The sequence below is a fragment of the Streptomyces sp. 2131.1 genome (assembly GCF_900105515.1).
GTDB lineage: Bacteria > Actinomycetota > Actinomycetes > Streptomycetales > Streptomycetaceae > Streptomyces > Streptomyces drozdowiczii.
The window spans coordinates 2,052,018-2,075,947 of record NZ_FNSY01000001.1 but is presented as its reverse complement, the minus strand read 5'-3'; the positions used below and the strand labels follow the sequence as shown (position 1 = coordinate 2,075,947).

The following is a 23,930-nucleotide window of genomic DNA, read 5'->3' as shown; positions in this document are numbered from 1 at the left end:
CACCGCGGCCCCGCCCCCTCCGTCGCGTCACCGCGTCGCCCCGCCCCCTCGTCGCGTCACCGCGTCACGCCGGCTTGAACCACACCGTCGCCAGCGGCGGCAGCGTCAGCGAGACGCTCGACGGCCTGCCGTGTGATGCCACCGCCTCCGCCTTCAGCGGCTCCTCGTTGCGCACGTCGCCGCCGCCGTACCGGGCCGCGTCCGTGTTCAGGACCTCCGCCCACAGCCGGGGCCCCTCGGGCACCCCGAGCCGGTAGTCGTGCCGGACCACCGGTGAGAAGTTGGAGACCGCCAGCAGCGGCGCGCCCTGCGCGTCGTGGCGCAGGAACGCGAACACGTTGTCCTCCGCCGCGCCCCCGTCCACCCAGGCGAAGCCCTCCGGACGGGTGTCGCGCTGCCAGAGCGCCGGAGTGGCCCCGTACACCCTGTTCAGGTCGCCCACCAGCTCCCGCACCCCGCGGTGGTCGCCCGACGCCTCGTACGCGGGGTCCAGCAGCCACCAGTCAGGGCCGTGCCCCTCCGACCACTCCGCCCCCTGCGCGAACTCCTGCCCCATGAAGAGCAGTTGCTTGCCCGGGTGGGCCCACATGAAGCCCAGGTACGCGCGGTGGTTGGCGCGCTGCTGCCACCAGTCGCCGGGCATCTTGGAGACCAGCGCCTGCTTGCCGTGCACCACCTCGTCGTGCGAGATCGGCAGCACGTAGTTCTCGCTGTACGCGTACACCATCGAGAACGTCATCTCGTTGTGGTGGTACTTGCGGTGCACCGGCTCCTTGGAGACGTACACCAGCGAGTCGTGCATCCAGCCCATGTTCCACTTCAGCCCGAAGCCCAGACCGCCGTGGTCGGTGGCCCGGGTCACGCCCTCCCAGGCGGTGGACTCCTCCGCGATGGTGACCACGCCCGGATTGCGCCGGTAGACGGTGGCGTTCATCTCCTGGAGGAAGGCGACCGCGTCCAGGTTCTCCCGCCCGCCGAACTCGTTGGGCGACCACTGGCCGTCCTCGCGCGAGTAGTCGAGGTAGAGCATCGAGGCGACCGCGTCCACCCGCAGCCCGTCGATGTGGAACTCCTCGCACCAGTACGTGGCGTTCGCGACCAGGAAGTTGCGCACCTCGGTACGCCCGTAGTCGAACTCCAGCGTGCCCCAGTCCGGGTGCGCGGCCCGCCTCGGGTCGGAGTGCTCGTACAGCGGCCGGCCGTCGAACTCCGCGAGCGCCCAGTCGTCGCGCGGGAAGTGCGCGGGCACCCAGTCCATGATCACGCCGATTCCGTCCCGGTGCAGCGCGTCCACCAGGAAGCGGAAGTCGTCCGGCGAGCCCATCCGGGAGGTCGGGGCGTAGAAACCGGTGACCTGGTAGCCCCAGGAGCCGCCGAAGGGATGCTCGGAGACGGGCATCAGCTCCACATGCGTGAAGCCCAGCTCCTTGACGTACGCGGGCAGCTGCTCGGCAAGCTGACGGTACGTCAGGCCGGGCCGCCAGGAACCGAGGTGCACCTCGTACACCGAGAACGGCGCCTCGTGCACCGGCACGTTCCCGCGCTTCGCCATCCACTCCTGGTCCTGCCAGACGTGGTGCGAGGCCGTCACGACCGACGCCGTGGCCGGCGGCACCTCCGTGTGCCGGGCCATCGGGTCGGAGCGCGTCGTGTGCGAGCCGTCGGGGCGGCAGATGTCGTACTTGTACAGCGCGCCCTCCCCGGTCCCCGGCAGGAACAGCTCCCAGATCCCGGACGAGCCGAGCGACCGCATCGGGAAGCCCGTACCGTCCCAGTAGTTGAAGTCGCCGCACACCCGGACGCCCCGGGCGTTCGGTGCCCACACCGTGAACCGCGTCCCGGCGACGCCCTGATGCTCCATCGGCCGGGACCCGAGCGCAGTCCACAGCTCCTCGTGCCGGCCCTCGCCGATCAGGTGCAGGTCCAGCTCCCCGAGCGCGGGCAGGAAGCGGTACGGGTCGTCGGTCTCGGTCTCGTTGTCCTCGTACGCCACCAGCAGCCGGTACTCCGGGACCTCCGGCAGCGGCAGCACGCCGGAGAACAGCCCGTCCCCGTCGCTGTGCAGCGGAGCCCGCAGCCCCTTCGCGAGTACGGTGACCGACCGGGCGAACGGGCGCAGCACCCGGATCGCCACCCCGTCGGCCACCCGGTGCGCGCCCAGCAGGCCGTGCGGGTCGTGGTGCTCGCCGGCCAGCAGCCGGCCACGGTCGGCGTCGTCCAGCGGGGTGGCCGGGCGCAGCTCCTGGCTTCCGGCGCTGCGGGGCCTGGGCGGGGCCGCGGCTTTCTTCGCGCGCTTGGCCGGGGCGGCGGCGCCCGTCGCGGCGGTCTTCCTCGGGGCCCGGGCCGCGCGCTTCTTCGCGGGCGGCGCGGCCGGTTCCGGGGCCGCCGCGGACCCGGCCGCCGGCCCGGCGACGGCCTCCGCGTGCTCGGCGGGGGCGGCCGGTGGCGCGGACAGGGTGGCGGCGATCGGTTCCTCGGTGAGCGGGAGCTCGGTGGCGGGCGCGGCGGGGGCAGACTTGCGGGACGGCTTGCGGGCGGTCACAGGGACAGCCTCCTCGGAGGTGTTGACGGGGTGGGGCGGTCGGGGCGGTACGGGGGAGCGGGGCATCCTCAGCCGGCGGAGACCGAGGCCAGGCGGTGGATCGCGGCCATCGGGACCGGGAGCCAGTCGGGCCGGTGCCGTGCCTCGTACAGCACCTCGTACACCGCCTTGTCGGTCTCGTGGGCGCGCAGCAGCTCCGGCTCGGCGCGGGGGTCGGTGCCCGCCGCCTCGGCGTAGCCGTCGCAGTAGGCGTCCCGGCAGCGGGCGGCCCACTCGGGCTTCCACGGCCGGTGCGAGCGGGCCGCGTAGTCGAAGGAGCGCAGCATCCCGGCGACGTCGCGCACCGGAGGCTGCGGGCTGCGGCGCTCCGGGAGAGGCCGGGCCGGTTCGCCCTCGAAGTCGATCAGTGACCAGAAACCGTCGGTGCCGCGCAGGGTCTGGCCGAGGTGGAGGTCGCCGTGCACCCGCTGGGCGGCCCAGCTGCGCCCCCGGTGCCCGAGCGCCGCCACCGCGTCGAACGCGGTGCGCAGCCCGGGCACGTACGGGACCAGCTCGGGGACCGCGTGGGCCGCGGCCTCCAGCCGCTCCACCATGGCGGCGGCCAGTTCGTCGGTCTGGGAGCGGCGGAGCACCGGGGTGGGCAGGGCGGCGGCGAGGGCGGTGTGCACCTCGGCGGTGGCGCGGCCCAGCGCCTTCGCCTCGGCCAGGAAGTCGTGCCCGGTGGCGAGGGCGCGCAGGGCGAGCTGCCAGCCGTCCTGGGCGCCGCGCAGGAACGGCTGGAGAACCCCGAGCGTCAGCCGTTCCGGTGTCATCGCCTCGAACCAGGCGACCGGGGCGGGGACCCGGCCGCACCCCTCGCGGGAGAGCGCGAGCGGGAGTTCCAGGTCGGGGTTGGTGCCCGGGAAGACCCGCCGGAAGATCTTGAGGATGTACGCGTTCCCGTACACCAGCGAGGAGTTGGACTGCTCGGCGTCCAGCACCCGGGGCGGCAGGTCCTCCGGGATCGGCCCCGCGCCCCGGTCGAAGCGCACCGCGCCGAGCCGGCCGGGTGTGCGCAACCGTTCCAGCAGCAGTGCGGCCAGGCGCGCGTCGTGCAGCCCGTCGTAGACCGCGAGCCCCGCCAGCGGTCCGTCGGGGACGCGGCCGATGGCGGCGGGGACGAGGTGCTGGGGCAGCACGGGGCGGACCCCGAGCAGCAACTGGTAGCAGTCGACGGGCGGCTGGGCGGGCATGGTGGGCTGATGGACCCGCACCAGCAGGTGCAGGAGCCCCGGGGCCGCGTCGTCGCTGCCTTCCACCGGCAGTATCTCGGTGGCCGAGACGAGCGAGAAGGCGGTGATGGGCCGCCCCTTGCCCGCGAACCACCGCTGACGGGGCAGCCATTCGTGGAGCAGCGGCCCGAGAGACGGAATCAGGGCTGTGCTGTTCGCCAGGGTGACCTGAGCGGATGCAGCCTCCGACATGGCATCGCGTCCTTTCCCCGGGCACACCACAGGATGCGAAGAGTGTCCCGGATTGCGGCATTGGCTGTCCGGCTGTGCGGGACGTGTCGGGTCAGGATGATCCGTACGGACTCGACATGAGGGGATAGAAACGCCAGGAGGATCCAGGAAGCTTCCTGAACCACCCGGTATGGGTGCGGGTGCCCCGTGCGGGGCGGTGGTAACCGCCCCGCCGGTGGCCCGGAGGTGTCAGCTCGGCGGCGCGTCCTTGCGCAGCCGGAACCAGTAGAAGCCGTGTCCCGCGAGAGTCAGCAGGTAGGGCCACTGACCGATGGCGGGGAAGCGCACCCCGCCGATCAGCTCCACCGGATGACGTCCGTTGAAGGACCTGAGGTCGAGCTCCGTCGGCTGCGCGAACCGCGAGAAGTTGTGGACGCACAGCACGAGGTCGTCCCCGTGCTCACGGGTGAAGGCGAGCACGGCCGGGTTCGAGGACGGCAGTTCGTTGTACGTGCCGAGGCCGAACGCCGGGTTCTGCTTGCGGATCTCGATCATGCGCCGCGTCCAGTGCAGCAGCGAGGACGGGGAGGCCATCGACGCCTCGACGTTGGTGACCTGGTAGCCGTAGACCGGGTCCATGATCGTGGGCAGGTAGAGCCGCCCCGGATCGCTGGAGGAGAAGCCCGCGTTGCGGTCGGGCGTCCACTGCATCGGGGTGCGTACGGCGTCCCGGTCGCCCAGCCAGATGTTGTCGCCCATCCCGATCTCGTCCCCGTAGTAGAGGATCGGGGAGCCCGGCAGCGACAGTAGCAGCGCGGTGAACAGCTCGATCTGGTTGCGGTCGTTGTCCAGCAGCGGCGCCAGCCGGCGGCGGATGCCGATGTTGGCCCGCATCCGCGGATCCTTGGCGTACTCCGCGTACATGTAGTCGCGCTCTTCGTCCGTGACCATTTCGAGCGTCAGCTCGTCGTGGTTGCGCAGGAAGATGCCCCACTGGCAGTTCTGCGGGATCGCCGGCGTCTTGGCCAGGATTTCCGAGACCGGGTAGCGGCTCTCGCGCCGTACGGCCATGAAGATGCGCGGCATCACGGGGAAGTGGAACGCCATGTGGCACTCGTCGCCGCCGGACTGGTAGTCGCCGAAGTAGTCGACGACGTCCTCGGGCCACTGGTTGGCCTCCGCCAGCAGCACCGTGTCCGGGTAGTTGGCGTCGATCTCCTTGCGGACCCGCTTCAGGAAGTTGTGGGTCTCGGGGAGGTTCTCGCAGTTGGTGCCCTCGCGCTGGTAGAGGTACGGCACGGCGTCGACCCGGAAGCCGTCGATGCCGAGGTCCAGCCAGAAGCGGAGGGCGGAGATGATCTCCTCCTGCACCGCAGGGTTCTCGTAGTTGAGGTCGGGCTGGTGCGAGAAGAACCGGTGCCAGTAGTACTGCTTGCGCACCGGGTCGAAGGTCCAGTTGGACGTCTCCGTGTCGACGAAGATGATCCGCGCGTCCGGGAACTGCTTGTCGTCGTCGGCCCAGACGTAGTAGTCGCCGTACGGCCCGTCGGGGTCGGTCCGGGACTGCTGGAACCACTCGTGCTGGTCGCTCGTGTGATTCATGACGAAGTCGATGATCACGCGCATGCCGCGCTGGTGGGCGGCGTCGACGAACTCCACGAAGTCGGCCAGGTCGCCGAACTCCGGCAGCACGGCCGTGTAGTCCGACACGTCGTAACCGCCGTCGCGCAGCGGTGACTTGAAGAAGGGCGGCAGCCAGAGGCAGTCGACCCCCAGCCACTGGAGGTAGTCCAGCTTGGCGGTGATCCCCTTCAGGTCTCCGATGCCGTCGCCGTTGGAGTCCTGGAAGGACCGGACGAGGACCTCGTAGAACACGGCACGCTTGAACCAGTCGGGATCGCGGTCCTTGGCCGGGGTGTCCTCGAACGTGTCGTGGACGGGCTCATTGACGATCATGGTGTGGGTGACCCTCCGGTCGGCGGGGACGGTCGCAGGACGGCGATGTGCGCGGGCGTCACGCCCGGCTCAAGGCGCACATAGAACGTCCTGCCCCAGTGATAGGAAGTGCCGGTGAGCTCGTCGCGCACCGGCACGCTCTCGTGCCGGTCGAGGCCGAGTTGCGGCATGTCCAACGAGACGGTCGCCTCCTGGGTGTGGTGCGGGTCGAGGTTGACGACCACCAGAAGGATGTTCGAACCGGAACGCTTGCTGTACGCGATCACCGCGTCGTTGTCCGAGGCGTGGAAGTGCACGTCACGCAGCTGCTGCAGGGCCGGGTGGCGGCGCCTGATCCGGTTGAGCGAGGTGATGAGCGGAGCCAGCGAACGGCCCTCGCGCTCTGCGGCTTCCCAGTCCCTGGGCCGGATCTCGTACTTCTCCGAGTCGAGGTACTCCTCACTGCCGTGGTGGATCGGGGTGTTCTCGCACAGCTCGAACCCCGCGTACACCCCCCAGGAAGGGGAGAGGGTCGCCGCGAGCACCGCCCGTGCCTCGAAGGCGGGCCGGCCGCCCTCCTGAAGGTATCCGGGAAGGATGTCGGGGGTGTTCACGAAGAAATTCGGCCGCATGAACGCGGCGGTGTCCCGGGACAGTTCGTTCACGTAATCCGTGATTTCCTGCCGGCTGTTGCGCCAGGTGAAATACGTGTACGACTGCTGGAACCCGATGGCGGCGAGGGTGCGCATCATCGCGGGCCGGGTGAATGCCTCGGCCAGGAAGATCACATCGGGATCGCTGCCGTTGATCTCCGCGATCACCTTCTCCCAGAAGATCACCGGCTTGGTGTGCGGATTGTCGACGCGGAAGATCCGTACGCCCCGGTCCATCCAGAACCGCAGGATGCGCACGCTCTCCGCGACGATGCCTTCAAGATCCTTGTCGAAGGCGATCGGGTAGATGTCCTGGTATTTCTTCGGCGGATTCTCCGCGTAGGCGATCGAGCCGTCGGACCGGTGGTGGAACCACTCCGGATGCTTCTGCACCCACGGATGGTCCGGCGAGCACTGGAGGGCGAAATCCAGGGCCACTTCCATCCGCAGATTGCGGGCCGTCGCCACGAAATGCTCGAAGTCCTCCAGCGTGCCCAGATCCGGGTGGACCGCGTCGTGCCCGCCCTCGGCCGAACCGATCGCCCAGGGCACGCCCACGTCCTCGGGGCCCGGGGTCAGCGAGTTGTTCGGGCCCTTGCGGTGGGTCGTGCCGATGGGGTGGACGGGCGGCAGGTAGACCACGTCGAAGCCCATGGCGGCGACCGCGGGCAGCCGCTCGGCCGCCGTACGGAAGGTGCCGCTCACCAGCCGGGCCGGCTGCGGCTCGGCGGCCTTGGCGCCCCGGCCCCTGCGCGGCTTCGGCGTCTCGTACCTGGCCCCCTCGGAGCGCGGGAACAGCTCGTACCAGGAGCCGTACAGCGCGCGCCGGCGCTCGACGACCAGCGGGTGCGGCCGGGACGCGGTGACCAGTTCGCGCAGGGGGTGGCGGTCGAGCGCCTGCCGGGCCTCGGGCCCGAGGGCCGCGGCCAGCCGCGCCTCGGCCGGCCGGGACCCGTCGCGCAGCGCGTCCACCGCGGCCAGCACCGCCTCGCGGCCGTCGCGCTTGGGCACACCCTCGGCGGCCCGCTCGTACAGCTCGGCGCCCTCGGCCAGCATCAGCTCGGTGTCGATGCCCGCCGGCACCTTGATCCGCGCCGCGTGGCGCCAGGTGGCGACCGGGTCGCTCCACGCCTCGACGGTGTACGTCCAGCGGCCCTCGGCGTCCGGCGTCACCTCGGCACCCCAGCGGTCGGTGCCGGGCGCCAGCTCGCGCATCGGGGTCCAGGGGCCCGGGTGCCCGCTCGGACTGTGCAGCACGACATTGGCCGCCACCGCGTCATGGCCTTCCCGGAAGACGGTCGCGGTGACCTGGAAGGTCTCACCGGCAACGGCCTTGGCTGGCCTTCTGCCGCAATCGACGAGCGGATGGACGTCGAGAACGGGAATGCGACCGATCATGGAATCACCTGGGGACTGGAGCTCGGACTCGGCAAAGTGGGCAGCGGGCGCCGAAGGCTGAACGCGCGCGCCGCGAGGGTGGGGATGCGTCCTTTGTAGCCGCTCGGTGGATGACTGGTGGGGTCTGGGCATGGCCGCTCCTGTCCGCGTTCACTCGAATGGCAGTCCAAACAGGTCGTATACGAATCGGGGACCGATCACCGGCGGCCAGGGAATGAATCACGCGCGTGCCGGAGATGAACGGTCATCGCTCTCATCCGAATGCATTCGTTCCGGGTACCCGGGAAGCCTTCCCCCACATCGCGGTGGGCCAATCCGGTGATATGTCATCTGCTCGGTCGTATGGGGGACGTACCGAATGCGCCGGGCTCCGCCGCGCGCACGCGGGATTGCGCGGAGCCGGCGCACGCGGGTGGGAAACGGCGCCACCCGGCAGCTTTCCTTGTGGCGCGAACGCCCACAAGGCCGCACGAGGGGAAGGAATCGGCCATAACGCCTGTGACGGTTGGGTGTGGTGACGCCTAGGGGGATGCGGGGGCGTACGGGACGCCGGCGCACGGGCGCCCGGAACGCCCCGGTCGCACTCCGCGCGGCCTGTTCGCGCCGTGTCCCGCGCGCCGGTCGCGCCGCTACCGTCGAGGGTGACGGAGCGGCGCACATGGTGGTGCGTCCCGCTCGGATTCGTACGTCCCCTGTAAAGGTGGAATACGTGAAGGCCATTCGTCGATTCACCGTGCGTCCCGTCCTTCCGGACTCCCTCCAACCCCTCAGCGACCTGGCGCGGAACCTGCGCTGGTCCTGGCACACCGAGACCCGCGAGCTCTTCCGGGCCGTCGACCCGGCGGCCGGCTCCGCGGCGGAGTGCGACCCCGTCCGCCTGCTCGGCTCCGTCTCCGCCGGGCGGCTCGCGGAACTCGCCCGTGACGAAGCGTTTCTGCAACGGCTCGCCGAGGCGTCCGCCGACCTCCGGGAGTACCTCCGCGGCCCCCGCTGGTACCAGGAGCAGCGCGAACGGGGCGGCGCGCTCCCCGCGGCCATCGCCTACTTCTCGCCCGAATTCGGGGTGACCGCCGCCCTGCCCCAGTACTCCGGCGGGCTCGGCATCCTCGCCGGGGACCACCTCAAGGCCGCCAGCGACCTGGGCGTGCCCCTCGTCGGCGTCGGCCTGCTCTACCGCCACGGCTACTTCCGCCAGAGCCTGTCCCGGGACGGCTGGCAGCAGGAGCACTACCCCGTCCTCGACCCCAACGAGCTGCCGCTGACCCTGATGAGGGAGGCCGACGGCACCCCCAGCCAGGTCGTCCTGGCCCTGCCCGGCGGCCGCTCCCTGCACGCCCAGATCTGGCAGGCCCACGTCGGCCGGGTCCCGCTGCTCATGCTCGACTCCGACGTCGAGGAGAACCTCCCCGGCGAACGCGAGGTCACCGACCGGCTGTACGGCGGCGGCAGCGAGCACCGGCTGCTCCAAGAGATGCTGCTCGGCATCGGCGGGGTCCGCGCCGTGCGGGCCTACTGCCGGCTCACCGGCCACCCCGCGCCCGAGGTCTTCCACACCAACGAGGGCCACGCCGGCTTCCTCGGCCTGGAGCGCATCCGCGAGCTGGCCACCACCGGCCTCGACTTCGACTCCGCGGTGGAGTCCGTGCGCGCCGGCACCGTCTTCACCACCCACACCCCGGTCCCGGCCGGAATCGACCGGTTCGACCGCGAACTCGTCGCCCGCCACTTCGGCGAGGACGGCGAACTGACCGGCGTCCCCGCCGAACGCGTCCTGGAACTGGGCACCGAGACCTACCAGGGCGGCGACCCGGGCGTCTTCAACATGGCGGTCATGGGGCTGCGGCTCGCCCAGCGCGCCAACGGCGTCTCCACGCTGCACGGCGCGGTCAGTCGCGAGATGTTCGCCGGGCTCTGGCCGGGGTTCGACGCCCCGGAGGTGCCGATCACCTCCGTCACCAACGGCGTCCACGCACCGACCTGGGTCGCCCCCGAGGTCTACCGGCTGCGCGCCGAGTCCGGCTCGGCCCCGGGCCGCTGGGACGCGGTCGCCGACATCCCCGCCCGCCGTCTCTGGGAGCTGCGCCGCACCCTGCGCGAACAGCTCGTCGGCGAGGTGCGCGAGCGGTTGCACGCCTCCTGGCGCCACCGGGGCGCCCAGCCCGCCGAACTCGGCTGGATCGAGGGCGTGCTCGACCCCGACGTGCTGACCATCGGCTTCGCCCGCCGCGTGCCCTCGTACAAGCGGCTGACGCTGATGCTGCGCGACCGCGACCGGCTGCGGGGGCTGCTGCTGCACCCGGAGCGGCCGGTCCAGATCGTCGTCGCGGGCAAGGCGCACCCGGCCGACGACGGCGGGAAGCGGCTGGTCCAGGAGCTGGTGAGGTTCGCCGACGACGCCCGGGTCCGCCACCGCATCGTCTTCCTGCCCGACTACGGCATGGCGATGGCCCAGAAGCTCTACCCGGGCTGCGACGTCTGGCTGAACAACCCGCTGCGCCCGCTGGAGGCCTGCGGGACGAGCGGGATGAAGGCCGCGCTGAACGGCTGTCTCAACCTGTCCGTGCTGGACGGCTGGTGGGACGAGTGGTTCGAGCCGGACTTCGGCTGGGCGATCCCGACGGCCGAGGGCGTCGCGCTGGACGAGGACCGGCGCGACGACCTCGAGGCCAACGCGCTGTACGAGCTGATCGAGGACCGGGTCGCCCCGCACTTCTACGAGCGCGGCGACGAGGGGCTGCCCGGCCGCTGGATCGAGATGGTCCGGCGCACCATGGGCACCCTGGGCCCCAAGGTGCTCGCCGACCGCATGGTCACGGAGTACGTGGAGCGGCTGTACGCCCCCGCCGCGCAGGCCCAGCGCTCCATGGACGCGGCCCAGGCGCGGGAGCTGGCGGGCTGGAAGGCGAAGGTCCGGGCCGCCTGGCCGCGGGTGGCCGTGGACCATGTGGAGGCGGTGACGCCGACCGCCTCCGGTACGTCGGCGGAGCTGGGCTCCACGCTGGCGCTGCGGGTCCGGATCTCGCTGGGCGCGCTGGCGCCGGACGACGTCGAGGTGCAGGCGGTGGCCGGGCGGGTGGACTCGTCCGACGCGATCTCCGAGGCGCAGGTCTTCCCGCTGAAGCCGGCGGGCGGCCAGGACCTGGAGGGCCACTGGCTGTACGAGGGCCCGCTCGCCCTGGACCGCACGGGCCCGTACGGCTACACCGTGCGGGTGCTGCCCGCCCACCGGCTGCTGGGGAGCGGCGCCGAACTCGGCCTGGTCGCCCAGCCGACGGGCGCCGCGGGTGACGGCGGGGGCGTGCTGATGCGCTGAGCGCGCGGCCCCTGGGGCCCGGCACTCGGGAGCGGTCGTCCCGGGTGCCGGGCCCTTCGTCCTCTGAACACAGAAGCCTCGCCGCCGCCCTGCACGCCAAGTACCGGGTGGGCAACCCACCGAGCGGCAGCGGCCCGCGGGGTCCAACAACCTGTCCGTCGCCCGGGAGACCCTGACCCGCGCGAACAACCCGAACTGAGCGCACAACGGCAGCCGCCCGGGAGAGGGTCTCTCCCGGGCGGCTGCTTCGTGTCAGCGGGTCATGCGGCGACCCGCGCGGTGGGGGGTGGCGCTCAGGGGGTTCAGAAGGTCAGCTTGAAGCTGTTGATCTTCCCGGTGTCCCCGCTGTAGACGTCCTGGACCTTCAGCTTCCAGGTGCCGTTGGCCGTCTCGGACGAGGCGTTGACGGTGTAGGTCGTCTGGACGTTGTCCGCCGAGTCGCTGGAGGACGAGTTCTTCAGGCGGTACGTGCTGCCGTCCGGCGCGACGAGGTCGATGACCAGGTCACCGCGGTAGGTGTGGGTGATGTCCACGCCCACCTTGAGGGTGCTCGGGGCGTTGCCGGAGCGGCCGGTGACGGTGATCGAGCTGGTCACGGCCGAGCCGCGGTCCGGGATGGACACGGCGGTGTTGTTCTCGTAGACCGTGCCGCCGGGGTCGGTGCCGCCGCCGGAGCGCGCACCGACGTTGATCCCGGCCCAGGCGTCCTGGACGGCCTTGTACTCGGCGCTGGTCGTGCCGTACAGCTCACCGGCCGCCGCGAGCGTGCCGGTCCGGGCGCCCGCGTAGTTGGTGGTGGAGGTGAACTTGGTGGAGAGCGCCTTGAACCAGATCTGCTCGGCCTTCGCGCGGCCGATGCCGGTCACCGGCAGGCCGTCGGAGGTGGGGGAGTTGTAGCTGACGCCGTTGATCGTCTTGGCGCCGCTGCCCTCGGAGAGCAGGTAGAAGAAGTGGTTGGCCGGACCCGACGAGTAGTGCACGTCGATGTTGCCGATGCCCGAGTACCAGGCGTCCTTGGAAGCCCCGTCCTTGCTCGGCTTGTCCTGGTAGCGCAGCGGAGTGCCGTCGCCGTTGATGTCGATCTTCTCACCGATCAGGTAGTCACCCTTGTCGGTGGCGTTGTTCGCGTAGAACTCGACGGCGGTGGCGAAGATGTCGCTGGTCGCCTCGTTGAGGCCGCCGGACTCACCGCTGTAGACCAGGCCGGCGGTGTTCGAGGTGACGCCGTGGCTCATCTCGTGGGCGGCCACGTCCAGCGCGGTCAGCGGGTGGGCGTTGCCGCTGCCGTCGCCGTACGTCATGCAGAAGCAGCTGTCGTCCCAGAAGGCGTTGACGTAGTTGTTGCCGTAGTGGACGCGGGAGTACGCGCCGACGCCGTCGCCCTTGATGCCGTTGCGGCCGTGGACGTTCTTGTAGTAGTCCCAGGTCTCGGCCGCGCCGTAGTGGGCGTCCGCAGCCGCGGTCTCCGGGCTGGTGCCGTTGCCGTCTCCCCAGACGTCGTCGGCGCCGGAGAAGAGGGTGCCCTTGCCGGACGTGCCGTGGTTCAGGTTGTACGTCTTGTGGCTGCCGCGCGCGGTGTCGGTGAGGTTGTACGAGCCGGAGGACCCGGAGGTTCCCAGGGTGACCTGGCCGCTGTACTCGGTGTTGCCGACGCCGTTCTCGATGGCCTGCCACTCGTAGAGCTTGGCTCCGGTGGAGGCGTCGGTGATGACGTGCAGCGCGTTCGGGGTGCCGTCCTCCTGGAGGCCGCCGACCACGGTCTCGTAGGCGAGCTGCGGGGTGCCCGAGGCCATCCAGACGACCTTGCGGGGCGCCTTGTCCGCCTCGGCCTTGTCCGAGCCGGCCGCCTTCGCCGCGCCGAGCGCCTGCTTGGAGGCCGCCGCCGGGGTGATGTCCGCGACGGTGTCCACGGCCTTCAGCTGGGACGTGGTGGCGCGGGACGCCTTGACGACGCTCTCGGTCGCGCCGGCCTTCGACTCCTGGACGACCAGGTCGCCGCCGAGGACCGGGAGGCCGTCGAAGGTGCGCTCGTAACGGGTGTGCGTGGTGCCGTCGTTGTCCTGGACGACGTCCTTGACGACGAGCTTCTCCTGGGACCCGAGGCCGAGCTCCTTCGCGGTGGCCGCCGTGCTCGCGGTGGCCTCGCGGATCAGCTCGGCCCGCTGCGAGGGCGAGAGCTGCTTGGCGAGGGCGCCGGGGTTCGCCTTGGAGGCGGAGGCGGTCGTTGCGTTGCCGGCGTCCGGTGCGGCCGAGGCCGACCCGGTCTGGACTCCTACGGCGAGGAGGGCAGCTGCGGCTATGAGAGCGCCGGTCGCGGTGGCACGACGGCTGTGCGTGGATCTCACGCGGACTCCTTCTGCGAGGGGGGTACCGGCGGCTGGGTGAGCCGTCCGGGCAGAGCAAGCAGTGCGCAGAACGGGGTGAAGAGTGTCAGGAGTCGGCCATCTATGTCAGGACCGCGTCAACAACTTGGCCGGAATTCGTTCGTTGCCGGAAGATGCGTGTTCGTTAAGCGGACGTTTCGCGGATCTTCACGCGGGCGTGCCGAGGGGCGCCCGGAGAGCCCGGGCGACTAGAAAGCGCAGGGCGCGTCGGGGTTGCGCGCGGATGGGCGGGGTGCGACGCGAATGTGAACAAGCGGAAAGTTCCCACCTGTCGAGACAGCAGATGAGTGTGGCGCGATCCCGGCGGTCCGCCCCCGGACAAAGGGGACGGACCGCCGGGATCGCGCCGAGGGCCGGGAGAGGTGTCAGGCGAGGCTCTCGCGCCAGGCGCGGTGCAGTCCGGCGAACCGGCCCGTGCCGCCGATGAGTTCGGCCGGGGCGCCGTCCTCCACGATCCGCCCCCGCTCCATCACGAGCACCCGGTCCGCCACCTCCACGGTCGACAGGCGGTGTGCGATCACCACCGCGGTGCGGCCGTGCAGCACGGTGTCCATCGCCTGCTGGACCGCACGCTCACCCGGGATGTCCAGCGAACTGGTCGCCTCGTCGAGGATCAGCACCGCCGGGTCGGCCAGCAGCGCCCGGGCGAACGCCACCAACTGGCGCTGACCGGCCGAGATCCGGCCACCCCGCTTGCGCACATCGGTGTCGTAGCCGTCGGGCAGACCGGCGATGAAGTCGTGCGCGCCGATCGCCTTCGCCGCCTGCTCGATCTCCTCGCGGCTCGCCTCCGGGCGGCCGATCGCGATGTTCTCCGCGACCGTCCCGGAGAACAGGAACGCCTCCTGGGTCACCATCACCACCCCACGCCGCAGTTCCGGCGTGGCGAGGTTCCGCAGGTCGACGCCGTCCAGCAGCACCCGGCCCTCGGTCGGGTCGTAGAACCGGGCCAGCAGCTTGGCCAGTGTCGACTTGCCGGCGCCCGTGGAGCCGACCACCGCCACCGTCTGCCCCGCAGGAAGGGTCAGGTCGAACCGGGGCAGCACCTCACCGCCCGTCCGGTACGCGAAGGACACCCCTTCGAAGACCACCTCGCGGCCCGGCTCACCGCCCGCCCTGGCCGGCAGCTCCCGGGGCTCCAGGGCCTCCGGCACGGTGGGCGTCTGCGCCAGCAGGCCGGCGATCTTCCCCACCGATGCGGCGGCGGACGCGAAGGAGTTGAGGAACATGCTGAGCCGGTCGATCGGGTCGTACAGCCGCCGCAGATAGAGCACCACCGCGGCCAGCACCCCGAGCGCGAGGTCGCCCGAGGCCACCCGGTACGCGCCCCACAGCACGATTCCGGCCACCGCCGTGTTGGCGACCAGCCGTGAGCCGACGACGTAACGCGCGTTCTCCAGCATCGCGTCGCCGTTGGTGCCGCGGTGGCGTGCGTTCAGCTCCCGGAACGCGGCGTCGTTGACCGGCTCGCGGCGGAACGCCTGGACCGGCCGGATGCCGTTCATGGTCTCCGCGAACTTCACGATGACCGAGGCGATCGCCGTCGAACGGGCGGCGAAGATCACCGCGGAGCGCTTCCGGTAGAGCCGTACCAGCAGATACAGCGGCAGGAAGGACGCCACCGCGGCCGCGCCCGTCGCCAGGTCGAGCCAGAGCAGGATCACGGCGATGGAGGCGAACGACAGGATGACGTAGATCAGCTCCTGGAGGCCCTCCTCCAGCAGCTCCCGCAGCGACTCCAGGTCCGTGGTGGACCGAGAGATCAGCCGCCCCGAGGTGTACCGCTCGTGGAAGTCCACGCTCAGCGCCTGCGCGTGGCGGAAGATCCGGCCGCGCAGGTCGATCAGGACGTCCTGGCTGACCCGCGCGGACATCCGGACGAAGGCGTACTGAAGGGCGCCCGCGCCGGCCGAGCAGAGCGCGTAGCCCAGCGCCACGGCGATCAGCGGCCCGTAGTCGTGGTCGCGGAAGGCGGGCACCCCGCTGTCGATGGCGTACGCGACCAGCAGCGGCCCGGCCTGCACCGCGGCCTGCTGCAACAGGATGATCAGGGCGGCCACGGCCACCCGCCCCCGCATCGGCCGCAGCAGCGACGCGAGCAGCCGCCCGGTCGCGCCGCTCGGGGTGGGCAGGTCGTCGCGGTCGAAGGGGTCGCCGGCCTTCGCGGCGGGGGCGTCCCGCTCGTCCTCGTCGCCGCCCGGTTCCGCCGGCCGTCCGGTCGTGGTGCTGGTCATCGGGGACTGCCCTCCTCGGCAGGGGCCTTCGCGCCCAGGGAATCGTCGTCGGTTCGCGGAGCGGGTGCGGTGTCGCGCGGGGCGGCCACCGCGTTCTCGGCGTCCGGCCGGCCCGCGCCCGACATCAGCCAGGCGTACTCCGCGCTGGAGCGCAGGAGTTCCTGGTGGGTGCCGACCGCCGTGATCCGGCCCTCGGACAGCAGCGCCACCCTGTCCGCGAGCATCACGGTGGACGGCCGGTGCGCGACCACCACCGCCGTGGTCTGGGCAAGGACCTGGCGCAGCGCCGCCTCCACCAGGGCCTCCGTGTGCACGTCGAGCGCCGAGAGCGGGTCGTCGAGGACCAGGAAGCGTGGCCGGCCCACCACGGCCCGGGCCAGGGCGAGGCGCTGGCGCTGGCCGCCGGACAGGCTCAGGCCCTGCTCGCCGACCTCGGTGCCGACGCCGTCCGGCAGGTCGTGGACGAAGTCGGCCTGGGCCACCGAGAGCGCCCGCAGCAGCTCCTCCTCGTCCGCCGCGTCGGCGCCCATCCGCACGTTGTCGCCGACGCTCGCAGAGAAGAGCGTCGGCTCCTCGAACGCCACCGACACCAGCTCCCGCAGCCGGGCGCGGGGCATCGTGGTGATGTCCTCGCCGTCCAGGGTGATCCGCCCGGCGGTCGCCTCGTACAGCCGGGGCACCAGCGAGGTCAGCGTGGTCTTGCCGGAGCCGGTCGCGCCGACCAGGGCCATCGTCTCCCCGGGCCGGATGCGCAGGTCGATGCCGGCCAGCACGGGCGCCGAGCCCTCTTCCGCGTCGGGGTAGCGGAACTCGACGCCCTCGAAGACCATGCCGCCCGCCTCGGGGGCGGCGTCCGCGGCCGGCTGCCCGGTGTCCTCCTCCTCGGCGACGTCCATCACCTCGAAGAACCGCTCGGTCGCCGTCGCCGCCTCCTGGCTCATCGCCAGCAGGAAGCCGATCGACTCGACGGGCCAGCGCAGCGCGAGCGCCGTCGAGAGGAACGCGACCAGGGTGCCCGCGGACAGGTCCCCGTTCGCGACCTCGACGGTGCCGCACACCAGCGCCGCCCCGATGGCGAGTTCGGGCAGCGTGGTGATGAGCGCCCAGATCCGGGCGAGCAGCCGGGCCTTGCCCAGCTCCGTGTCGCGCAGCCGCGCGGCCAGGACCCGGAAGGCGTCGGCCTGGCTGCGGTGGCGGCCGAAGCCCTTGATGATGCGGATGCCGAGGACGCTCTCCTCGACCACCGTGGTCAGGTCGCCGACCTGGTCCTGCGCCAGGCGCGCGACCTTCGCGTACTTCGCCTCGAAGGCCGAGCAGATGATCATGAGCGGCACGACCGGGGCGAGCAGCACCAGGCCCAGCGTCCACTCCTGGACCAGCAGCACCACGAACCCGACGAGGATCGTGGTGGCGTTGACCAGCAGGAAGGTCAGCGGAAAGACCAGGAACATGCGCACCAGCATCAGGTCCGTCGTCCCGCGCGACAGCAACTGCCCCGACGACCACCGGTCGTGGAAGGCCACCGGCAGCCGCTGCAGATGCCCGTAGAGGTCGGCGCGCATCGACGCCTCGACCCCGGCCAGCGGGCGCGCCACCATCCACCGCCGCACCCCGAACAGCACCGCCTCCAGGAGGCCGAGGAGCAGCAGGTACAGCGCGCCGAGCCAGACCCCGCCCGGCTCCCGGTGCGCGACCGGTCCGTCGACGATCCACTTCAGGACCAGCGGGATCACGAGGCCCAGGCAGGAGGCGACGATCGCCACCAGTGCCGCGCCGAAGAGCCGGTTGCGTACCGGCTTCACATACGGCCACAGCCGTAGCAGGGAGCGTACGGCGGACCGGTCCTTGGGCTCTACATGTTCCTGGCGCATCAGGGTGAGCCTACGATGCGTCCGGATATCGGTCCCACGGTTTTATCCGCCGGCCCGCACGCTCCGGCGAAGGCGGGCGGCGGCACGGGTCGTAGGCCCGCATCAACCGATCGGCCGATGCCGTTCCGAGCGCGATGGCCGATACCGCCGCCGGCCCGGCGCGCGGATGCTCGTGCCATGGCAATCATCGAAGCGAACGGGGTGCGCAAGGCCTACGCCGGCCGCCCCGTGGTCGACGGGGTCTCCTTCGCCGTCGAAGAGGGGGAGATCTTCGGGATTCTCGGCCCCAACGGCGCGGGCAAGACCACCACCGTCGAGTGCGTCGCGGGACTGCGGATCCCCGACGCCGGCACCGTCCGGGTCGCCGGCCTGGACCCGGTCGCCGGCCGCGAGCGGGTGACCCGACTGCTCGGCACCCAGCTCCAGGAGAGCGAACTCCAGCCCAAGATCACCGTACGGGAGGCGCTCGACCTGTACAGCGCGTTCTACCCCGAGCCCGCCGACTGGCGCCCGCTCGCCGAACGGCTCGGCCTGCACACCAAGCTGGACACCCGCTTCCACCGGCTCTCCGGCGGCCAGAAGCAGCGCCTGTCCATCGCGCTCGCCCTCGTCGGCCGGCCCCGCGTCGTCATCCTCGACGAGCTGACCACCGGCCTGGACCCCCGCGCCCGGCGCGACACCTGGCAGCTGATCGAGGACGTGCGGGACGGCGGTGTCACCGTCGTGCTCGTCACCCACTTCATGGAGGAGGCCCAGCGCCTCTGCGACCGCATCGCCGTCATCGACCGGGGGCGCGTCGTCGCGCTCGACACCCCGGCCGGCCTCGTCGCCGGCGCCGACGGCTCCACGGTCATCTCCTTCACGCCCTCCGAGCCGCTGCCCGACGCCGAACTCGCGGGCCTGCCCGGCGCGGTGTCGTACGAGACCGAGGGCGGCCGGGTCGTCATCAACGGCACCGACGAGACCGTCAACGCCGTCATCTCGCTGCTCGCCCGACGCGGTGTCACCGCCCACCGGCTCCGCGTCGCCGAGGCCACCCTCGACGACGCCTTCCTCGACCTCACCGGCCCCGCCGACGGGCGCGGAACCACCGAAAGGGCAGCCTGAGATGGCCACAGCGCACACGACCCCCGCCACCACGACCACGCCCCGCACCGCCGTGCCCGGCGCGACGCGCGCCGTCCTCAAGGCGGAGACCCGGCTCTTCCTCCGCGAACCCGGCAGTCTCTTCTGGATCGTCGTCTTCCCGACCGTGCTCCTGGTGGTCCTCGGCCTCGTCCCGTCCTTCCGGGAGCACGACGACGGGCTCGGCGGCCGGCGCGTCATCGACCTGTACGTGCCCGTCGCGGTACTGCTCGCCCTGATCATGTCCGGGCTCCAGGCGATGCCGCCCGTCCTGACCGGGTACCGCGAACGCGGCATCCTGCGCCGCATGTCCACCACGCCGGTCCGGCCCGCCGCCCTGCTCGGCGCGCAGATCGCGCTGCACGGCGCGGCCGCGCTCGTCTCCGCCCTGCTGGTCGTCACCGTCGGCCGGACCGCCTACGGGGTGCGGCTGCCCGAGCAGCCGTTCGGCTATCTGCTGGCGCTGCTGCTCGCGGTCGCCTGCGTCCTCGCCCTCGGCGCGCTGATCTGCTCCGTCTCCCGTACGACGAAGATCTCCGCCGCCGTCGGCTCGGTCGTGTACTTCGCGATGATGTTCACCGCGGGCGTCTGGGTCCCCGTGCAGGCCATGCCCGACGGGCTCCGCCGCGTCGTCCAGGCCACCCCGTTCGGTGCCGCCTCCCAGGCACTGGACCAGGCGGCCCGGGGCGACTGGCCGGGCTGGAGCCACCTCGGCGCGGTCGCCGCGTGGGCGGCGGTGGCGGGCTGGGCCGCGAACCGCACGTTCCGGTGGCAGTAGAAGGGGGGCCGGGGTGCGGGGGAGACTGCCCGTATGAGCGCACAGGTGACGACGGCCGAGCAGTGGTGGGGCCGCTTCTTCCGGTACGGGCCGTACGGGCTGCTCGGTCTGTCCACCGTCGTCGCGGCCGTCTCCCGGGACCTCCTCATGTCCCCGGCCGACGAGCGCGCCGCCGCGGTGCTCCTCCCGGCGGCGCTCGTCCTCGAACTGTGGTGGTCGCGCACCGCGTCGGGGGCCGGCGCCTTCTACTTCACCGCCCGCACCCTGCTCGCCCTCGGGCTCACCTGGTGCAACCCCTTCTTCTCGATCTACGCGGTGCTCGGCTACTTCGACGCCGGCCGGGTGCTCCCGCGGCGCGCCGTCCGGCCCGGGCTGCTGGCCGTCGCCGTCATCATGGCGGGCGCCCAGAGCGGCAGCCCCCTGCCGCCCGCCACCCTGATGAACTGGATCGTCTTCGGCGTCGTGCTCGCCGTGCACGCGACGCTCACCATGGTGTTCGCCCAGATCGGCGACCGGGAGGCCGATCAGGAGCGGGCCAAGTCCGCCACCATCACCGCCCTGGAGTCCGCCAACGCCCGCCTGGAGCAGGCCCTCGCGGAGAACGCCGGACTCCACGCCCAGCTCCTCGTCCAGGCCCGCGAGGCCGGAGTGGCCGACGAGCGGCGCCGGCTCGCCGCCGAGATCCACGACACCATCGCCCAGGGCCTCACCGGCATCATCGCCCAGCTCCAGGCCGCCGGCTCCACCGCGGACACCGACCCCGCACTCGCCCGCGAACACCTCGTCCGGGCCGCCGGCCTCGCCCGGCACAGCCTCGGCGAGGCCCGCCGCTCCGTGCACAACCTGCTGCCCGCCGCACTGGAACACGACGACCTCCCCGGCGCGCTCGAGAAGACGGTCACCACGTGGTCCCGCCGCACCGGTGTGCGCGCCGAGTTCACCGTCACCGGCACCGTCGAACCCCTCCACGACGAGGTCGGCGCCACCCTGCTCCGGATAGCCGAGGAGGCCCTGGCCAACGCAGGCCGCCACGCGGAGGCGTCCCGGGCCGGGGTCACGCTCTCCTACATGGGCGACGAGATCACCCTCGACGTCCGCGACGACGGCCGCGGCTTCGACCCGGCCGCGCTGCCCCCGTACCGGGGCGCCGGCGGCTTCGGACTCGGCGGGATGCGCTCCCGCGCCGAACGCATCGCGGGCACCGTCGAGGTGGAGACCGGACCCGGCCTCGGCACGGCGGTCAGCGCCCGCGTCCCCATGGTGCCGCACGCCCGGGACGCCGCCTGACGCCCCGGACCCGTCCCGTACGGTGTGCGGCATGGACCGGGAACCCGCGCGCGTCATCACGCTGATCGTCGTCGACGACCACCCCGTCGTACGGGACGGACTGCGCGGGATGTTCGCCGCCGCACCGGAGTTCCGGGTGCTCGGCGAGGCGGCCGACGGGGTCGAGGGCGTCGAGATGGCCGCCCGGCTCGACCCCGACGTGGTCCTGATGGACCTCCGGATGCCGGGCGGCGGCGGGGTCGCCGCGATCACCGAGCTGACCCGGCGCGGCGCCCGCTCCAAGGTCCTCGTGCTCACCACGTACGACACCGACACCGACACCCTGCCCGCGATCGAGGCGGGCGCGACCGGCTACCTCCTCAAGGACGCGCCCCGCGAGGAGCTGTTCACCGCCGTCCGGGCCGCCGCCGAGGGCCGGACCGTGCTCTCACCGGCCGTCGCCTCCCGGCTCGTCTCGGCGGTACGCGCCCCGGCCGCCGCCGGCAACGAGACGCTGTCCGCCCGCGAGCGCGAGGTGCTGAGGCTGGTCGCCCGGGGGACCTCCAACCGGGAGATCGCCGCCGAACTGTTCATCAGCGAGGCCACCGTGAAGACCCACCTCACCCACCTGTTCGCCAAGCTGGGCGTCAAGGACCGGGCCGCCGCGGTGGCCGTGGGCTACGACCGCGGCATCCTCGGCTAGACCGGCCCCTCACTCCCGTACGCGCAGCAGCAGCACCGACCGCTCCGGCACCGTCAGCCGCTCGCCGCCCCGGTGGACCGTGCCCGGCGCCTCGGCCTGGTCGTCGCGCGAGGTGTCCAGGACCAGTTCGTACGCCTGCGCCCACGGCGGCCCCGGCAGCACGAACTCCGCCGGGAGATGGCCCGCGTGCAGGACGGCCAGGAAGCTGTCGTCGGTCACCTGCTCGCCGCGCGCGTCCCGGCCCGGGATGTCCCGGCCGGAGAGGTAGAGGCCGACCGTCGCGGCCGGCGCGTACCAGTCGGACTCGGTCATCTCCGCGCCCTCACCGGTGAACCACGCCAGGTCCCGCAGCCCGTCCGGGGCCTGCGGCCGTCCGGAGAAGAACGCCCGGCGGCGCAGCACCGGATGGCGGTGGCGCAGCGCGAGCACCCGGGCGGTCAGCGCGGTCAGCTCCCGCCACTCGGGCCGCTCCAGCAGCGACCAGTCCACCCAGCCGGTCTCGTTGTCCTGGCAGTAGGCGTTGTTGTTGCCGCCCTGGGTGCGCCCCATCTCGTCGCCGGCCACCAGCATCGGCACCCCGGTCGACAGGAGCAGCGTGGTGAGCAGGTTGCGCAGCTGCCGGCGGCGCAGCGCGTTGACGTCCGCGTCGTCCGTCTCGCCCTCGGCCCCGCAGTTCCACGCCCGGTTGTCCGAGGTGCCGTCCCGGTTGTCCTCGCCGTTGGCCTCGTTGTGCTTGTCCTGGTAGCTCACCAGGTCGCGCAGGGTGAACCCGTCGTGCGCGGTGACGAAGTTGACCGAGGCGTACGGGCGGCGCCCGCCCCAGGCGTACAGGTCGCTGGAGCCGGTCAGCCGGTAGCCGAGATCCCGGACGTCGGGCAGCGCGCCGCGCCAGAAGTCCCGTACGGCGTCCCGGTAGTGGTCGTTCCACTCCGTCCACAGCGGCGGGAACGCCCCCACCTGGTAGCCGCCGTTGCCCACGTCCCAGGGCTCGGCGATGAGCTTGACCCGGCGCAGCACAGGGTCCTGGGCGATCACCGCGAGGAACGGGGAGAGCATGTCGACGTCGTGCATGGAGCGGGCGAGCGCCGCCGCCAGGTCGAAGCGGAAGCCGTCGACGCCCATCTCGGTCACCCAGTACCGCAGCGAGTCGGTGATGAGGCGCAGCACGTTGGGCTGGACGACGTGCAGGGTGTTGCCGCAGCCCGTGTAGTCGGCGTACCGGCGGGCGTCGCCCTGGAGGCGGTAGTAGCCGCGGTTGTCGATGCCGCGCAGGGAGAGCATCGGGCCCAGCTCGCCCGCCTCCGCGGTGTGGTTGTAGACGACGTCGAGGATGACCTCGATGCCCGCGTCGTGCAGGGCCCGGACCATCCGCTTGAACTCGCCGACCTGCTCGCCCGCCGTGCCGCTCGCCGAGTAGCCGGCGTGCGGGGCGAAGTAGCCGATCGAGTTGTAGCCCCAGTGGTTGCGCAGCCCGCGCCGCAGCAGATGGTCCTCGTGGGCGAACTGGTGCACCGGCAGCAGCTCCACGGCCGTCACCCCGAGACGCTTCAGATGGCCGATCGCCGCCGGGTGCGCGAGCCCGGCGTAGGTGCCGCGCAGTTCCTCGGGGATGCCGGGATGCCGCTTGGTGAAGCCCTTCACGTGCAGCTCGTAGATGACGGAGTCCGCCCAGGGCGTCTTCGGCCTGCGGTCGTCGGCCCAGTCGTCGTCGTCATGGACGACGACCCCCTTCGGGACGTACGGCGCTGAGTCGCGTTCGTCGCGGACGGTGTCGGCCACCTGCTGGTCGGGCCAGTCCCTCACATGGCCGTACACCTCGGCCGGAAGGGTGAATTCGCCGTCCACGGCCCGGGCGTACGGATCGAGGAGGAGCTTCGCCGCGTTCCACCGGGCGCCCGTCCACGGGTCCCACCGGCCGTGCACCCGGTAGCCGTACCGCCGGCCCGGCCGGACCCCGGGCACGAAGCCGTGCCAGACCTCGTGGGTGAGCTCGGTCAGGGCGAGCCGGGTCTCCGTGCCGTCCTCGTCGAAGAGGCACAGTTCGACGGCCTCCGCCCCGCCCGCCCACAGGGCGAAATTGGTGCCCGCGACCCCGTCGGGGCCGGTCCTGAAGCGGGCTCCGAGGGGCATCGGCGCCCCCGGCCACACCGCGGGCCGACGTGGTCCGGGGGCGGGGGCGGCGACCCGCTCCACCACGGCCCCGGCCGTCGCCGCGTCCGTCCTCGGCACTGCCTCCTGCTCGGCTGCGCTCGACACCTGCTCGCCTCCCGCGGCTCGTGGGACCGG

The 23,930-nt window shown here is 72.1% G+C and carries 13 protein-coding genes; 5 read left to right on the top strand and 8 right to left on the bottom strand.

Annotated elements, in window-relative coordinates; genetic code table 11:
- Positions 1–64: 64 nt before the first annotated feature.
- From glgB to BLW14_RS09025, 4 genes are all read right to left on the bottom strand, one after another.
- Positions 65–2,542, bottom strand: a complete 2,478-nt coding sequence (gene glgB, locus BLW14_RS09040) for a 1,4-alpha-glucan branching enzyme (protein ID WP_093706062.1) — start codon at positions 2,540–2,542, stop codon at positions 65–67.
- Between the two features lie 68 nt (positions 2,543–2,610).
- Entirely contained in the window at positions 2,611–4,005 is a 1,395-nt protein-coding gene (locus BLW14_RS09035; RefSeq protein ID WP_093706060.1) for a maltokinase N-terminal cap-like domain-containing protein, read from the bottom strand.
- A 228-nt stretch (positions 4,006–4,233) separates the two neighbouring features.
- Positions 4,234–5,940 carry a maltose alpha-D-glucosyltransferase gene (gene treS / locus BLW14_RS09030; RefSeq protein ID WP_093706058.1) on the bottom strand — a complete coding sequence of 569 codons (1,707 nt, stop codon included), beginning with the start codon at positions 5,938–5,940 and terminating at the stop codon, positions 4,234–4,236.
- Complete coding sequence (locus tag BLW14_RS09025; protein WP_093706056.1) at positions 5,937–7,970, bottom strand: alpha-1,4-glucan--maltose-1-phosphate maltosyltransferase; 2,034 nt, start codon at positions 7,968–7,970, stop codon at positions 5,937–5,939. Before BLW14_RS09025 ends, treS begins: the two co-directional genes overlap by 4 nt.
- Before the next feature lie 709 nt (positions 7,971–8,679).
- Between BLW14_RS09025 and glgP the strand changes: the two genes are divergently transcribed.
- Positions 8,680–11,283 (top strand): alpha-glucan family phosphorylase, encoded by a 2,604-nt coding sequence (glgP, locus tag BLW14_RS09020; protein ID WP_177153930.1) that lies wholly within the window; start codon positions 8,680–8,682, stop codon positions 11,281–11,283.
- 302 nt (positions 11,284–11,585) lie between these two features.
- On the opposite strand, the gene BLW14_RS09015 is transcribed toward glgP, so the two are convergent.
- The 3 genes from BLW14_RS09015 to BLW14_RS09005 all read right to left on the bottom strand — a co-directional run bounded on the left by BLW14_RS09015 (position 11,586) and on the right by BLW14_RS09005 (position 17,772).
- Positions 11,586–13,628 (bottom strand): M4 family metallopeptidase, encoded by a 2,043-nt coding sequence (locus tag BLW14_RS09015; protein WP_093706051.1) that lies wholly within the window; start codon positions 13,626–13,628, stop codon positions 11,586–11,588.
- Between the two features lie 404 nt (positions 13,629–14,032).
- Positions 14,033–15,901, bottom strand: coding sequence for an ABC transporter ATP-binding protein (locus tag BLW14_RS09010; protein ID WP_093706048.1), 1,869 nt, complete (start codon positions 15,899–15,901; stop codon positions 14,033–14,035).
- Positions 15,898–17,772, bottom strand: coding sequence for an ABC transporter ATP-binding protein (locus BLW14_RS09005; protein ID WP_093706046.1), 1,875 nt, complete (start codon positions 17,770–17,772; stop codon positions 15,898–15,900). Before BLW14_RS09005 ends, BLW14_RS09010 begins: the two co-directional genes overlap by 4 nt.
- Before the next feature lie 177 nt (positions 17,773–17,949).
- Here BLW14_RS09005 and BLW14_RS09000 point away from each other — a divergent pair, with 177 nt between their 5' ends.
- The 4 genes from BLW14_RS09000 to BLW14_RS08985 are packed head-to-tail and all read left to right on the top strand — an operon-like array spanning position 17,950 to position 21,644.
- Complete coding sequence (locus BLW14_RS09000; RefSeq protein WP_093706044.1) at positions 17,950–18,879, top strand: ABC transporter ATP-binding protein; 930 nt, start codon at positions 17,950–17,952, stop codon at positions 18,877–18,879.
- Position 18,880: 1 nt separating this feature from the next.
- Entirely contained in the window at positions 18,881–19,675 is a 795-nt protein-coding gene (locus BLW14_RS08995; RefSeq protein ID WP_093706042.1) for an ABC transporter permease, read from the top strand.
- Positions 19,676–19,708: 33 nt separating this feature from the next.
- The gene (locus tag BLW14_RS08990; protein ID WP_093706041.1) at positions 19,709–20,962 is read left to right on the top strand and encodes a sensor histidine kinase; all 1,254 of its coding nucleotides are present in this window, start codon (positions 19,709–19,711) and stop codon (positions 20,960–20,962) included.
- A gap of 31 nt (positions 20,963–20,993) precedes the next feature.
- A complete protein-coding gene (locus tag BLW14_RS08985) occupies positions 20,994–21,644 on the top strand; it encodes a response regulator (protein WP_093706039.1) in 651 nt (216 codons plus the stop codon).
- A gap of 9 nt (positions 21,645–21,653) precedes the next feature.
- Here the strand turns inward: BLW14_RS08985 and glgX are convergent, their stop codons facing one another.
- Positions 21,654–23,900, bottom strand: coding sequence for a glycogen debranching protein GlgX (glgX, locus tag BLW14_RS08980; protein ID WP_177153929.1), 2,247 nt, complete (start codon positions 23,898–23,900; stop codon positions 21,654–21,656).
- Between the last annotated feature and the right edge of the window lie 30 nt (positions 23,901–23,930).